The following is a 14,279-nucleotide window of genomic DNA, read 5'->3' as shown; positions in this document are numbered from 1 at the left end:
TTTAACCTTTTTTGCTGTTTATTTTTCACGGAATAGCAACTGTCAATAGGTATGCAGTTCAGTGAAAATAAGCTTTTTTGACTGTGCGAAAGCATGAACTAGTGCTATATTCTTGTGCACTTATCTTAATATCGTAATTAGACAGCTATATGTCTGATTATTATCGGAACAAACGAGACTCAGATGGACGATCAATCTTTAAAACAAGCCGCTTTGTATTACCATGAATTTCCAACCCCAGGAAAAATCAGTGTGACACCTAGCAAGCAGCTCGTTAACCAACGAGATTTAGCGCTTGCCTACTCACCTGGTGTTGCTGCGCCATGTTTGGAAATCGAACGTGACCCTTCTGCCGCTGCCAAATATACAGCGCGTGGTAATCTGGTTGCCGTCGTGAGTAATGGTACAGCCGTGCTTGGTTTAGGAAATATTGGTCCGCTCGCGTCTAAACCTGTAATGGAAGGTAAAGGCGTTCTATTCAAAAAGTTCGCTGGTGTTGATGTCTTTGATATCGAGATTGATGAAAATGATCCAGACAAGATCGTAGATATCGTTGCTGCATTAGAGCCGACTTTTGGTGGTATCAACTTAGAAGATATCAAGGCGCCAGAATGTTTCTACATCGAGAAGAAACTTCGCGAACGCATGAAAATTCCTGTATTCCATGATGACCAACATGGGACTAGTATTATTGTCGGTTCAGCATTGCTGAATGCTTTGCAACTGGTAAATAAAAAAATTGACGAAATTAAAATCGTTGCATCAGGTGCCGGTGCAGCAGCACTTTCGTGCTTAGACTTGCTTTGCGCTTTAGGCGTGAATAAAGCCAATATCGTTGTTGCCGATTCTCGCGGTCTGCTCACTACATCACGTGAAGGTCTAGATGAATCGAAAAAGCGTTATGTACAAGACATTCAAGCAACACAATTACATGAAGTAATGGCTGGTGCAGACATGTTCTTGGGTCTTTCAGCAGCAGGTATCTTAACCAAAGAAATGGTTAAGGAAATGGCTGAAAATCCAATTATTTTTGCACTTGCAAACCCAGATCCTGAAATTCTACCTGAACATGCGCACGAAGTACGTCCAGATGCAATCATGGCAACGGGTCGTTCAGACTATCCTAACCAAGTGAACAACGCACTTTGCTTCCCTTATATCTTCCGTGGTGCATTGGATGTTGGTGCAACCACCATTAATGAAGAAATGAAGATTGCTTGTGTGCATGCAATTGCACGTATGGCACACGTTGAAGCGGATGCTGCAACCTATGGTGAAAAATCTGCATCATTTGGTCGCGACTATTTGATCCCTCGTCCACTCGATCAACGCTTGATTTTGGAAATCGCACCAGCTGTTGCCAAAGCAGCAATGGACTCTGGCGTTGCGACACGTCCAATTGAAGATTTCTCTGCATACCGTCAACGTCTTTCTGAGTTTGTGTATAACTCAGCATTCTTGATGAAACCAATCTTCTCTCAAGCGAAGACTGATCCGAAGCGTATTGCGTATGCTGAAGGTGAAGATCAACGTGTATTACGTGCTGTTCAAATTGTTGTTGATGAAGGCTTAGCGAAACCAATTCTAATTGGTCGTACTGCCGTGATTGAAGACAATATTCGAAAATTAGGTTTACGCTTACAGCATGGCGTGAACATTGAGATCGTCGATCAGGAAAAGAATCCTTCGTATGATGATTTCTGGAAAGAATACCATCAAATCATGCAACGCAAAGGTGTAACAGTTGAATATGCACAACGTGAAGCACGTCGCCGCTCAACACTCATCGCAGCAATGTTGGTTAAATTTGGCAAAGCCGATGGTATGTTATGTGGTACCTACTCAAGCTATGACATTCATTTAGATTTCGTGAAAAACGTCATTGGCTTAAAAGAAGGTCGCAGCACGTTCTTTACGCTGAATGCATTGATGCTTGAAGATCGCAATTTATTTATTGCAGATACTTATGTAAATACCAATCCAACTGCGACTCAACTTGCTGAAATGACGATTTTAGCGGCCGAAGAAGTTCGTCGTTTTGGTATTACGCCACGCGTAGCGCTGCTTTCTCATTCAAGCTTCGGTAGTGACCAAACCGATGCAAGCGCTCAAAAAATGCGTGAAGTCTATCGCCTACTTTCAGAGCAAGCACCTGAGCTAGAAGTTGAAGGGGAAATGCATGGTGATGCGGCGTTGGATGAAAATATTCGTCATTTTGCATTCCCGAACTCACGCTTCAAAGGTTCAGCAAACTTGTTGATTATGCCTAACTTAGATTCAGCCAATATTTCATTCAACTTGTTAAAAGCAACTTCAGGTAATAATGTGACCATTGGTCCTATTTTATTAGGTGCTGCAAAACCTGTTCATATTCTGACACCTACAGCAACGACGCGTCGTTTGGTGAATATGACTGCATTAACGGTTGCCGAAATTCAGCAAAGTCAAAACTAAGTTCACTTAAGCCCTGCTTTTCTTGAAAAGCTTCGCTTAACCCTTGAGAAAACCTCTATTCTGTAGCATGATTGTGTGAAGAATAGAGGTTTTTTCATGCAAGTTTATTTAGTAGGCGGTGCTGTTCGAGATCATTTACTCGGCCATCCCTATCACGAAAAAGATTATGTGGTGGTTGGAGCAACGCCCGAGCAATTACTCGCCGAAGGCTATCAACCCGTGGGAAAAGATTTCCCGGTATTTCTACATCCAATAACAAAAGAAGAATATGCACTTGCACGTACTGAACGTAAATCTGGTGTGGGTTATCACGGGTTTCAATTTTTTACCGATACCACGGTTAAGTTAGAAGAAGATCTGATCCGCCGTGATTTAACCATTAATGCAATGGCAATGGATGATGCAGGTACCATCTATGACCCCTATGGTGGGCAGGATGATTTAGATCAAAAAATTCTACGCCATGTTTCAGATGCATTTACCGAAGATCCTCTGCGCGTACTTCGTGTAGCGCGTTTTGCTGCTCGTTATGCAAATTATGGCTTTAAAATCGCAGATGAAACCCTAGAATTAATGCAGGAAATTGCCAAATCTGGTGAGCTTGATGCATTAACGCCTGAACGTGTCTGGAAAGAAACTTCACGTGCATTGCTGGAAGATCATGCTGATGTCTACTTTCAAACACTCAAAGCGTGTGATGCCTTGAAAATCTTGTTTCCAGAGATTGATGCGTTATTTGGTGTACCACAGCGTCCTGAATATCATCCTGAGATTGATTGTGGTATTCACACCCTCATGGCGCTTAAACAAGCCTGTTTAGCAAAATATGCGCTTGATGTGCGTTTTGCTGTGCTTGTGCATGATCTTGGCAAGGCACTCACCCCTGTGGACGAACTACCACGCCATATCATGCATGAAGAACGTGGTCTTCAGCCTGTAACGGATCTGTGTGATCGTTTAAGAGTACCCACCCATTTAAAAAGCTTAGCTTTAATTGTGTGTAAAGAACATTTGAAGTGCCATCAAGTCAAGAATCTGAAACCAGGCACTTTATGGCGTCTTTTACAACGCTTAGATGTATTGCGTCGACCTGAAAAAGTTGAAGCTTTTGTTCAAGCCTGTGAGTGTGATGCTAAAGGCCGTTTAGGCTTAGAGCAACGCCCATACCCACAAGCACAATACATGTTAGATGCGATGCAAATCGTACGCAATATTCGTGCTCAGGATTTACCTGAGCATGTGACTGGTCCAGAAATTGGTGAAATGCTGATTCAGTATCGCATTGAAGCACTAGCAAAATTTAAAGAGTTGCACAATAACTGATTAATTTTTAAGTAAATTAAGTCTTTTATGTACAGATTCGCTTATCTATACGCCAAAAAGATTATTAATCAAGCAAACGATTAATTTTATTTACCATTGTTGTTGACGCATCTGCTTTTCATGCCTAAAATGCGCATCAGATTCTCCAATAGCTCAGTCGGTAGAGCGACGGACTGTTAATCCGCAGGTCCCTGGTTCGAGCCCAGGTTGGAGAGCCAATCTACTAATCTCCCATAGCTCAGTCGGTAGAGCGACGGACTGTTAATCCGCAGGTCCCTGGTTCGAGCCCAGGTGGGAGAGCCAAGATTCTAAAAAGCCCTGATCATTGATCAGGGCTTTTTTTTATTCCGTAATTAATAAAATACCCAATAAAAAAGACCCGTGATGAACACAGGCCCTTCCGCTTCTACTTTAAACTAAGCAGCAACTTCTGCTGGCACGCCACTATGAAAGCGGAACGTATCATCTGGACTTAAAATCAGATTTTTTTCCACTTCACGAATATGCTCGATGCGTTGCTGGATCGTCTCTTCTGGATCTTTAAGTTTCGCCGTTTTTGCAACATCCAAAGCTAAAGCCAGATAGTCCTCAAAATGACGAGATTCAGACTTAAGCAAGTAGCGGTAGTAACGCCCCAGCTCATCGTCCACAATCGGTGCTAGCGCATAGAAACGCTCACACGAGCGTGCTTCGACAAATGCACCAATAATCATCACATCAATTAGAGCCTCAGGCTCATAAGTACGAATCTCTTTACGTAATCCGCCTGCATAGCGCCCTGCACTCAAACCCTTCCATTCTTGGCCGCGTTTGTTCATGAATTCCAAAACCTGCTCATAATGCAGCATTTCTTCACGCACTAATTGTGCCAATTTCACTTGCAGGTCCGTAAAGAAACTATAGCGGAACATCAAGTTCATTGCTGTACTCGCTGCTTTTTTCTCACAGTTAGCATGGTCTTGCATTAAGATGTCCAGATTATTAATGGCTTCATCTAACCACGCCTGAGGAGTCGTACAACCCAAAAATGCGATGACAGGTTGCATTAACTCATCATAATTTACACTACTCATCAACTTATCTCGCAGCAGCCTGAATCGCTGCTTTCATATCTGTTACTGCTTGAGCCAAACCAACGAATACGCTATCAGCAATAATTGAGTGTCCGATGTTTAATTCATGAATTTGTGGAATTGCTGCAATCGCGGCAACATTATCCAAATTCAATCCATGCCCAGCATTCACAACCAAACCTTTTGCCGCTGCATATTCAGCACCTTTGATAATACGAGCTAATTCAGCTTGCTGTTGCTCATCCGTTTCCGCATCTGCATAAGCACCCGTATGGATCTCAATGGTGGGTGCGCCACATGCGACAGCAGCATCAATTTGTGCCAAATCTGCATCGATAAATAAAGACACATCACTACCAATGGCTTTGAGTGCTTGGGTCGCTGCTTTAACTTTTTCAAAATGACCAACTACATCCAAGCCACCTTCGGTTGTCACTTCTTGACGACGTTCAGGTACAAAGCACACATGTTGCGGCTGAATCTCTTTGGCAAATGCAACCATTTCATCAGTCACAGCCAATTCAAGATTCATACGTGTTTTTAACAATGGACGCATGCGACGTACATCATCATCTTGTATATGGCGGCGATCTTCACGTAAGTGCAAAGTAATGCCCTCAGCACCTGCCTGTTCACAGACCAGAGCCGCCTGAACTGGATCAGGGTAAGTTGTACCACGTGCCTGTCTTAACGTCGCAACATGATCAATGTTTACACCCAAGATTGCAGCCATAAAAATATCCTATCGGTTTAGCCCTGAATCATTATTTTCAATACATCAGGAATATCAATTTTGTGTACTTTGAATCCAAAGTTGCCGGCTTTTCAGCGGCCGATCACCCAACAAAGAGCTAATCATTTGACGGTATAGTTTACCCAATAATTGCAATTGTTCGTGAGAAAAATCCTGCCCATCTTCGTAACTTTGCATGGATGTAATCAATGCACCATCAAGTGTTGAACGCGAAGCTTGTGAAACTGGTAAAAAGCCATCATTGAGCTGAAATTGATAGTGCTGAGTAACCTGAATGTCTTTTTGGCTCGCATCTACTGAGAAATCAATGGCATAACCAAGTTCAGGTAATAATACATGCTCAAATTGACGTAAAATTTGTCGAAGAAACAAAGCCGCTTGCTCATGTGTAGCCAATTGCTGTAACAGCGCGAGAATCAACTGATATTGTTCGAAGGTTTGCGGCATCATCTCTTCTAAAGGACACAGTCGCAATAGAATTTCATTTAAATAAAAACCAGCAAAAAAAGCATCCCCGTGAAAGAACACAGGTTGATTCAGGATTTCTAATTTTGTGAAATTTTTAAGTTCTGACTTACCAGAAGCTTGCAGACGAATAGGTTGGTATTGTGGCGGTGGGACCTGTCTTAAAATCCCATCCACCCGACCATATTCTTGTGTAAATAAATGCACAATATGGCTTTTTTCACGATATTTACGATGATGAATCAAATAGCCATGCAGGACTTCATTACGCATCATAGAACGATACTAGTCCTTCTTTTTCTCATCCTTTTCTTCATCATCGCCATCAGGAATGACTGCACCTACAACCGCAGCCGTCCCTTTAACAACACCTTTAGTGGTCTTATAGGCAACTTTCACAGGTACAGTTACAAGCTTATGAATACAGCCCTGCAACATGAATACACATGTCACGATTGCGAGTAAACGGATTGTTATTTTCATACCTGTTTCCATTGTCAACAAGACAGTTAAATATCGCTATAACCTAAGCTTTTAAGTGCACGCTCATCATCAGACCAGCCACCTTTGACTTTCACCCAAAGCGTCAGCATAATTTTTTGTTCAAACATCTTTTCCATGTCTGCGCGTGCATCCATACCAATACTTTTCAGCTTCGCGCCTTTGTCGCCAATTACAATGGCTTTTTGGCCTTGACGTTCCACAAAGATGGTCGCATCAATATAGGTACAAGGTGGCTTTAAACGACCTGTTTTTTCATTTACTGCCGCTTCTTCCGTTTTGAATGATTCAATCTGAACTGTTAAATCGTACGGAAGCTCTTCACCCAACTGACGCATAATTTTCTCACGAATGATTTCACTCGCAAGGAAACGTTCAGAACGATCGGTAATCTGATCTAATGAATACAAAGGTGGTTGATACGGCAGATATTTTTCAATCGTGTCACGTAAATGATCTAGGTTCGCACCACGCAACGCTGATACTGGAACAATCTCAGCAAAGTTCATTAACTTGGCACGCTCTCGAATCAGCGGCAAAGCTTCATTTTTATTTTCGAAGGTATCTAGCTTATTGATCACAAGGATCACAGGCATATCTGCATTTTTAAGCTTTTCCAAAACCAATTCATCGTTTTGAGTCCACTTTTGTGCATCAACCACAAATAAAACCAGATTCACATCGCGCAATGCTGAGTGTGCAGCACGGTTCATCATCTTATTGATGGCACGTACTTCTTTTTTATGCATCCCAGGTGTATCTACGAATACCGCCTGTGATTTCTCACGTGAATCAATCCCCACGATCTTATGACGTGTGGTTTGTGGCTTACGTGAGGTAATGGATAGCTTCTGACCCAAGATATGGTTCATCAAAGTTGACTTGCCCACGTTTGGACGGCCAACGATCGCAACAAAACCGCTTTTGAAATCTGAAGGAATTGTGCTTCCTTGAGAACTAAAAAATTGATCAACTACATTATTGCCATCTTGCTGTTCAGTTGCTTCTGGCTTATTTTCTTCTGAATGAGACATCAGGTTATTGCTCCAATAATTTTAAAATCTCTGCCGCTGCCGTTTGTTCGGCAAAACGACGACTTGAGCCCTCGCCTATAATTTTTGGCAATCCCGCTACATCACATTCCACTTTGAAATGTTGATTCGGGGCATCACCCTGAATATCTACAACCTCGTAAACTGGGAGAGGTTTTTTACGTGCTTGTAAATACTCTTGCAAACGTGATTTAGGGTCTTTCAGTTGATCTGTCGGTTCGATATGATCAAGATATGGTTCATACCATTTTAACACAATGCGCTCTAGCAAGTTGAGATCATTACTGTCTAAATAAATAGCACCAATAATGGCTTCAACCGTATCAGCCAAAATCGATTCACGATGATGTCCACCCGATTTTAACTCGCCTGTGCTTAAAATTAATGACCGACTCAATTGTAAGTCATTTGCAATTTTCCCCAATGCTTCCTGTCGAACCAAAGTCGCACGCATACGTGTTAAGCGACCTTCATTTTCTAGGGGGTAGGCATTGTACAAATAATTTGCAACGATCATCCCTAATAATGCATCGCCTAGAAATTCTAGGCGTTCATAATTATGTTTATGGCTGACTGAGCGATGGGTCAAAGCCAGTTTTAACAAGTCAAACTGTTTAAACTGGTGACCTATTCGCCCTTGCAGCCGTGTATCATTGAGCTTGTTTTGCAGATTTTTGGTCAAAAGTCTTCTCAAAGGTCATCACTAAACTGATATTCAGCATGAAAGGCTTACGTATTTCATACTTCTTCATCACCACAAGATCATCTTTATAAGTCACTTGCGCAATATCTTTAAAATGTAGATCGCGAATCCCGTTCATATCAAAACGTTGATCCATCTGAGATGCAAACTTACTCGGTGTAATATTTGCAGGACTATCTTTTAATAGCCCCTCAATTTGAGTATTAATCAGTTTGTCATCCCAGTATGCTGGCCAAATCGCAATTGCTGCTTTCACAGCAACTGCAAATAAGACCACCCCAAATAAAATTGCAATATACGAAGTCCCTTGTTGAGATTTACGCATCTGTCTATTTCCTATATATTTTTATTAGTCAATCTTACCATTTCGGTTGAAACTTGGAAGATTAAAACCAGGTTCTTTATGCATCCATACATAAAAAGCACGACCTGTTAGGTTCGCTTCAGGTACAAAGCCCCAAAAACGACTATCTGCACTTTGATCGCGGTTATCACCCATTGCGAAGTATTGTCCCTTTGGCACTGTTACTTCCCAATCTTGACCGTTACTTTGGATAAATACATCATTCTCTTTTGCGACAAATGGCACCAAAGCCTCAGCACCTCTCAATTGCGCAAACTGGAATTGCTCAACAAGCGGATTGCGTCCTTCCAAGTAGCGGATTAAATGCTGATGTTCACCTAAAGTTTCTTTGAAATAAAGCGCTGTAGGCGTATCTTGCTGATCTTTCTCACGCGAGTATTGAGTCTCTACCTTTGCAACTTGCTGGCCATTAATCATTAATTGACCATTTCTAAATTGAACATGGTCACCTGGTACACCAACGACACGTTTAATATAGCTAATGGTTGGTTGTGGCGGATAACGGAATACAATCACTTCACCCCGTTTTGGCTCACCGACATCAATGATTTTAGTATTTACGATTGGTAAACGTACACCATAATCAAACTTATTCACCAAGATAAAATCACCTGTTTCCAAGGTCGGAACCATAGAATCTGATGGAATATTAAATGGTTCATATAAGAAAGAACGTAGCACCAGCACAACAGCCAACACAGGCCAAAAGTCATATGCCCAAGTAATGACAAAGTTCTCTTGATTACGCCCACGTGTTGCACGCTGTTTCAATACCAACTTATCCAGTAACCACACTAAAAAGAAAATTAGTGTTGCTGGTACCAGAATCAAGTTAAAATCAAAATCCACAAACCCTCTCTTGCAGTTTCACTGCCCGTCATTCGACTGGGTAAAGCGGCATGCTTCCCCAGCCTGATCTTTTTTATCGATCAACTTTCAATACAGCTAAGAACGCTTCTTGTGGAATCTCAACACTTCCCACTTGCTTCATACGTTTCTTACCTTCTTTTTGTTTCGAAAGAAGTTTCTTCTTACGCGAAACGTCACCACCATAACATTTTGCCAATACGTTTTTACGCATCGCTTTTACAGTAGAACGTGCAATGATTTGGGCACCAATCGCAGCTTGAATCGCAACATCATACATTTGGCGAGGAATCAGATCTTTCATCTTCTCAACCAATGCAATACCACGATGACGTGCATCTTGACGGTGACAGATCATTGCCAAGGCATCAACCTTTTCGCTATTAATTAGAACATCAACCTTAACCAGCGCTGAACTCTCGAAACGAACGAAGTTATAATCCAGTGAAGCAAAACCGCGCGAACATGATTTTAATTTATCAAAGAAATCCATGACCACTTCAGCCATTGGAATTTCAAACGTGATTGATACTTGGTTACCCAAGAATTTCATATCTTTTTGAATACCACGACGTTCGATACATAAGGTCATGACATTGCCTAAATACTCTTGCGGTACAAGGATATGACATTCAGCAATCGGTTCACGTAAATCTTCAACTGTTGAGCCATCTGGCATTTTTGAAGGGCTGTCGATATAAATGATATCGCCTTTCTTGGTTAATGCTTCGTAAATAACAGTCGGTGCAGAACTGATCAAATCAAGATCATACTCACGCTCTAAACGCTCTTGCACGATTTCCATGTGCAGCATACCCAAGAAGCCACAACGAAAACCAAAGCCTAACGCATCTGAACTCTCAGGTTCAAAGAATAAAGCAGAGTCATTGATCTGTAGTTTTTGCAGCGCTTCACGGAATGGTTCAAAGTCACTTGAGTCAATCGGGAACAGACCTGCATAGACCTGTGGTTTAACCTTTTTAAAACCTGGTAAAGTCGCAACATCAGGTGTATTCGAAAGTGTAATGGTATCACCGACTGGCGCACCAAAAATGTCTTTAATCCCTGCAATTACAAAGCCAACTTCACCTGCTTCGAGGATGTCAGTTTCTGTATGCTTTGGATTGAACACACCAACTGAAGTCACAGGATGTGTTTGGCCGGTTGATTTCACCAACATCTTGTCGCCCTTGCGGATACGACCTTGTTTAATACGAACAAGCGATACCACACCAAGGTAGTTATCGAACCATGAGTCAATAATTAAGGCTTGTAACGGTGCATCACGATCACCTTCTGGTGCAGGAATCACGTCAACCAGACGCTCTAGAACACCTTCAACACCTAAACCAGTTTTGGCAGAACAAGTAGGTGCATCTGTCGCTTCAATCCCGATAATTTCTTCAATCTCGTGAATGACACGCTCAGGCTCTGCTTGGGGTAAATCAATCTTGTTCAAGATTGGTAAAACTTCTAAGCCCTGCTCAATCGCGGTATAACAGTTTGCAACTGACTGTGCTTCTACACCTTGAGCAGCATCAACCACCAACAGCGCACCTTCACAGGCAGCTAGAGAGCGCGATACCTCATAAGAAAAGTCAACGTGCCCTGGAGTATCAATGAAGTTCAATTGATATTCTTGACCATTTGGATGTGTGTAATACAAGGTTACCGATGCAGCTTTAATGGTAATCCCACGCTCACGCTCAAGCTCCATAGAGTCTAATACTTGAGCCTGCATCTCACGATCTTGTAAACCGCCGCACATTTGAATAAAACGGTCCGCCAAAGTCGACTTACCATGGTCAATATGAGCAATGATCGAGAAATTGCGTATATTTTTGATATCTACGGATTTTTTAGCTTGCGCCATGGGTTACCTTAACAAAATAGAACGCCCTATACTTTCAAAAAGTAGTGAGCCAAATGGTTTAATAAAATTGCCCGCGATTATAACAGAAGCTCGGTATGAAGACGAAAGAAATTTATGCCTAGACGTTTTATGCGGTATAGCATTAGGCTCAAATAGCTCAATATCAAAATAACGACAATCGGAATTGCAAGAAAGTTCGCCCCATTTCGACCACAGGTTCAATTTGATGAAATTCTAATTTCTGTAACAGTCGTTGTGATTTAAGGTTTTGCTGCATGACTTGTGCATCTACATGGCGAATTTTTCGATCAAACAACAACTCGGTTCGAATCAAATTTAACATCGCTGTAATCGCCTCAAACATATAACCATTTCCCCAATAGTTCGGATGTAAGTCATAACCAATAATCGCACGATGATCACCCTCCTCCTCAACAATACGATTAACACCACAACCACCTATCATTTCGCCGGTCTTTAAACGTATCGCATAACGAAAGCCCGATGCTGAACAATAACGATGATGCATTCGATGAATCAGCGCTTCCGCCTGTTCAATCTCAGAGAAAGCATCTAAATCATAAAATTCGAGTACTTGAGCATTTGAAAACATATCGAGAACGAATGCAGTATCATCTAAATGTAGGCTATTTAAAATCAAACGTTCTGTTGCTAAAGTCTTCAATGGTTGCATCAAATACTCTCTCATCTGGTCGAAACTTAATGCTTTCTATTCAAAATAGGTCACACTAAAGTCCATTGGATTTAAACTGGTTGCAATTGGCTGATAAGCTTGGGTAAAACTCGGCGACATTCGCTTTGGACGACCTGTCTCAATTTCAATACATGCCCATTTGGTATTACCAACAAATAAGATGCTCTGATCTTTAGGACGATAGAAAGCATACTGGCGGAATGAATAGAGTGCATTAATATCATCTAGCCATGTCCGCAAGATGACTTCTTCACCTTCCAGTGCAGCCTTACGGTATTGAACATGATGTTCAACCGCGACCATAGCGTGTTTCAGTTCTAAATATTGTGCCAAACCTAAACCCAATGCTTCGATGTGCGCTGAAGCAACGTCTTGCATCCACTGGATGTACATCACATTGTTCACATGACCCAATACATCGATATGCTTGGGCTGGACTTGTATTTTTAAATCAAAAATCGTACTCATAATTTTGTATACTTCATCAAACAATGTGCCGCTAGCTACACTAGTCTAAACACGAAAGTATTTCAAAATAAAAACCACCCTAATCTAGAGTGGTTTTAGCAACATAACCTTCATGCCATCATTAAGGTAAACGTAATCCAAGGATTGCACGTTGACCTTGGCGAATAATCGTTACACGCGCAACACTATTTTTTGGTAAGGCAGAAACAGTTTTTGCAAACTGTTGGCTATTGGTAATCGCTGTACCATTCACCTGTACTATCACATCACCCGCAACCAGATTTGATAACGACGCAGTACCACCACGCTTCACATCTTGTATCAAGATACCACCACGCACATCTAAACGCGCTTGCTCAGCTGCAGTTAGATCACGGATACTCATGCCTAAACCACTGGTTGGGTTATTTTTCTCAGCATCAGCAGCAGTGTCATCTGGTGCAGTACCCAATGTTGCAGAAATTGTACGTGTTTTATCATCACGTAGAATTTCCAGTTGAACAGTTTGGTTCGGCGCAATCCGGTTTAGTGAATACAATAAATCACTGGTACGCGAAATTGGAGCACCATTGGCTTTCAAAATCACATCACCTGATTTTAAACCTGCTTTTTCAGCTGGCGATTTCGGCGCAACTTGAGTAATCAATGAGCCTTCTGGCTTCGGTAGCTTATAGGCTTCTGCCAAATTACGATCAATATCTTGCATCATAATACCGAGATATGAGCGAGTCACTTTACCAGTCGTTTTCAATTGTTGTACGACATCCATCGCTACATCAATTGGAATCGAGAATGATAAGCCCATATACCCCCCCGTACCACTGAAGATACGTGAGTTAACCCCAACCACTTCACCACGTTGGTTGAACAATGGACCACCTGAGTTACCTGGGTTCAAAGCCGCATCAGTTTGAATAAATGGAACCGAAGTTTCTCCACTCATATTTCTTGATTTTGCACTGACGATCCCTGCCGAAGCGGAATAATCAAAACCAAATGGTGAACCAATTGCGAGTACAGGTTCGCCTACTCGGAGTTGATCTACATTACCAATTCTTAATTCTGGAAAATTATTGCCATTCACTTTAAGCAATGCAATATCGGTACGCTCATCACTTCCTACAAGTGTCGCATCCAATTCACGACGATCATTTAAGGTAATACTGATACGTGAAGCATCTGCAATTACATGACGGTTCGTGAGTAAGTAGCCATCTTTCCCGATAAAGAAGGCACTACCATATGCCGTTTTTTCTTGAGGTCCCTGCTGTTGAGGGATAATCACTTGGTTACCAAAAAAACGACGTAGAATTTCTGGGACTTGTTGCTGTAATAACTCTTCCTGAGTCATTTTCTTAACAACATTGACACTCACGACCGCAGGACTGACCTGCTCAACGAGATTTGAAAAATCTACTGGCGATGCAGCATTGACTTGAGATGCTGCTATCGTAAATACCGCAGCATACATTCCTTGTTGTAAATAGCGACTTTTCATGAAGCAAGAACCTACATACTGATAATTAAAATGAAATTTAGGTCTATATTTCTAGCACACACCCATCATTCTTTTCGTAAAAATATGTTTATATTTTCAATGCATACAACGATCTAGAATGATGAAATGTGAATAAACTATGGAGAAACACACCATAATTTACCCGATA

General features: G+C 41.7%; 14 protein-coding genes and 2 tRNA genes. 4 read left to right on the top strand and 12 right to left on the bottom strand.

Annotated features, from left to right (window positions below; genetic code table 11):
• Positions 1 to 183: 183 nt before the first annotated feature.
• From A7P54_RS11370 to A7P54_RS11355, 4 genes are all read left to right on the top strand, one after another.
• Entirely contained in the window at positions 184 to 2,454 is a 2,271-nt protein-coding gene (locus A7P54_RS11370) for an NADP-dependent malic enzyme (protein ID WP_005204811.1), read from the top strand.
• A 96-nt stretch (positions 2,455 to 2,550) separates the two neighbouring features.
• Entirely contained in the window at positions 2,551 to 3,777 is a 1,227-nt protein-coding gene (locus tag A7P54_RS11365) for a multifunctional CCA addition/repair protein (RefSeq protein WP_005204813.1), read from the top strand.
• 142 nt (positions 3,778 to 3,919) lie between these two features.
• Positions 3,920 to 3,995, top strand: a tRNA-Asn gene (locus A7P54_RS11360).
• 9 nt (positions 3,996 to 4,004) lie between these two features.
• Positions 4,005 to 4,080, top strand: a tRNA-Asn gene (locus A7P54_RS11355).
• Between the two features lie 113 nt (positions 4,081 to 4,193).
• On the opposite strand, the gene A7P54_RS11350 is transcribed toward A7P54_RS11355, so the two are convergent.
• The 12 genes from A7P54_RS11350 to A7P54_RS11295 all read right to left on the bottom strand — a co-directional run bounded on the left by A7P54_RS11350 (position 4,194) and on the right by A7P54_RS11295 (position 14,110).
• Positions 4,194 to 4,850 carry a tRNA-(ms[2]io[6]A)-hydroxylase gene (locus A7P54_RS11350; protein WP_005204817.1) on the bottom strand — a complete coding sequence of 219 codons (657 nt, stop codon included), beginning with the start codon at positions 4,848 to 4,850 and terminating at the stop codon, positions 4,194 to 4,196.
• 4 nt (positions 4,851 to 4,854) lie between these two features.
• Positions 4,855 to 5,583, bottom strand: a complete 729-nt coding sequence (gene pdxJ, locus A7P54_RS11345) for a pyridoxine 5'-phosphate synthase (protein ID WP_005189881.1) — start codon at positions 5,581 to 5,583, stop codon at positions 4,855 to 4,857.
• Positions 5,584 to 5,637: 54 nt separating this feature from the next.
• Positions 5,638 to 6,345, bottom strand: a complete 708-nt coding sequence (locus A7P54_RS11340) for a DNA repair protein RecO C-terminal domain-containing protein (protein ID WP_005204819.1) — start codon at positions 6,343 to 6,345, stop codon at positions 5,638 to 5,640.
• A 9-nt stretch (positions 6,346 to 6,354) separates the two neighbouring features.
• Positions 6,355 to 6,552: an NF038104 family lipoprotein gene (locus A7P54_RS11335; protein WP_171549622.1), complete on the bottom strand. Its 198-nt coding sequence runs from the start codon at positions 6,550 to 6,552 to the stop codon at positions 6,355 to 6,357.
• 26 nt (positions 6,553 to 6,578) lie between these two features.
• Positions 6,579 to 7,604, bottom strand: a complete 1,026-nt coding sequence (gene era, locus A7P54_RS11330) for a GTPase Era (protein ID WP_005189893.1) — start codon at positions 7,602 to 7,604, stop codon at positions 6,579 to 6,581.
• A gap of 4 nt (positions 7,605 to 7,608) precedes the next feature.
• Positions 7,609 to 8,304, bottom strand: coding sequence for a ribonuclease III (rnc, locus tag A7P54_RS11325; RefSeq protein ID WP_004805889.1), 696 nt, complete (start codon positions 8,302 to 8,304; stop codon positions 7,609 to 7,611).
• Entirely contained in the window at positions 8,273 to 8,650 is a 378-nt protein-coding gene (locus tag A7P54_RS11320; protein WP_004654518.1) for a DUF4845 domain-containing protein, read from the bottom strand. The genes rnc and A7P54_RS11320 overlap by 32 nt, the downstream gene beginning before the upstream one ends.
• Positions 8,651 to 8,674: 24 nt before the next feature.
• A complete protein-coding gene (gene lepB, locus A7P54_RS11315) occupies positions 8,675 to 9,538 on the bottom strand; it encodes a signal peptidase I (protein ID WP_005322098.1) in 864 nt (287 codons plus the stop codon).
• A gap of 73 nt (positions 9,539 to 9,611) precedes the next feature.
• Positions 9,612 to 11,429 (bottom strand): translation elongation factor 4, encoded by a 1,818-nt coding sequence (lepA, locus tag A7P54_RS11310; protein ID WP_005189899.1) that lies wholly within the window; start codon positions 11,427 to 11,429, stop codon positions 9,612 to 9,614.
• A 163-nt stretch (positions 11,430 to 11,592) separates the two neighbouring features.
• Positions 11,593 to 12,123: a GNAT family N-acetyltransferase gene (locus tag A7P54_RS11305; RefSeq protein ID WP_005204828.1), complete on the bottom strand. Its 531-nt coding sequence runs from the start codon at positions 12,121 to 12,123 to the stop codon at positions 11,593 to 11,595.
• 36 nt (positions 12,124 to 12,159) lie between these two features.
• Positions 12,160 to 12,612, bottom strand: a complete 453-nt coding sequence (locus A7P54_RS11300) for a thioesterase family protein (protein WP_005204830.1) — start codon at positions 12,610 to 12,612, stop codon at positions 12,160 to 12,162.
• Between the two features lie 121 nt (positions 12,613 to 12,733).
• Complete coding sequence (locus tag A7P54_RS11295; RefSeq protein WP_004805748.1) at positions 12,734 to 14,110, bottom strand: Do family serine endopeptidase; 1,377 nt, start codon at positions 14,108 to 14,110, stop codon at positions 12,734 to 12,736.
• Between the last annotated feature and the right edge of the window lie 169 nt (positions 14,111 to 14,279).

This window comes from Acinetobacter sp. Ac_3412, from assembly GCF_013072675.1.
GTDB lineage: Bacteria > Pseudomonadota > Gammaproteobacteria > Pseudomonadales > Moraxellaceae > Acinetobacter > Acinetobacter higginsii.
This window is presented reverse-complemented; position numbering and strand designations above follow the sequence as displayed.

Excerpts from the sequence above, each read along its gene's own strand:
- A7P54_RS11335 (WP_171549622.1), bottom strand. The coding sequence starts at position 6,552 with ATGAAAATAACAATCCGTTTACTCGCAATCGTGACATGTGTATTCATG.
- A7P54_RS11300 (WP_005204830.1), bottom strand. The coding sequence starts at position 12,612 with ATGAGTACGATTTTTGATTTAAAAATACAAGTCCAGCCCAAGCATATC.
- lepA (WP_005189899.1), bottom strand. The coding sequence starts at position 11,429 with ATGGCGCAAGCTAAAAAATCCGTAGATATCAAAAATATACGCAATTTC.
- A7P54_RS11340 (WP_005204819.1), bottom strand. The coding sequence starts at position 6,345 with ATGATGCGTAATGAAGTCCTGCATGGCTATTTGATTCATCATCGTAAA.
- A7P54_RS11320 (WP_004654518.1), bottom strand. The coding sequence starts at position 8,650 with ATGCGTAAATCTCAACAAGGGACTTCGTATATTGCAATTTTATTTGGG.
- pdxJ (WP_005189881.1), bottom strand. The coding sequence starts at position 5,583 with ATGGCTGCAATCTTGGGTGTAAACATTGATCATGTTGCGACGTTAAGA.
- A7P54_RS11350 (WP_005204817.1), bottom strand. The coding sequence starts at position 4,850 with ATGAGTAGTGTAAATTATGATGAGTTAATGCAACCTGTCATCGCATTT.
- A7P54_RS11365 (WP_005204813.1), top strand. The coding sequence starts at position 2,551 with ATGCAAGTTTATTTAGTAGGCGGTGCTGTTCGAGATCATTTACTCGGC.
- A7P54_RS11305 (WP_005204828.1), bottom strand. The coding sequence starts at position 12,123 with ATGCAACCATTGAAGACTTTAGCAACAGAACGTTTGATTTTAAATAGC.
- A7P54_RS11295 (WP_004805748.1), bottom strand. The coding sequence starts at position 14,110 with ATGAAAAGTCGCTATTTACAACAAGGAATGTATGCTGCGGTATTTACG.
- A7P54_RS11370 (WP_005204811.1), top strand. The coding sequence starts at position 184 with ATGGACGATCAATCTTTAAAACAAGCCGCTTTGTATTACCATGAATTT.
- era (WP_005189893.1), bottom strand. The coding sequence starts at position 7,604 with ATGTCTCATTCAGAAGAAAATAAGCCAGAAGCAACTGAACAGCAAGAT.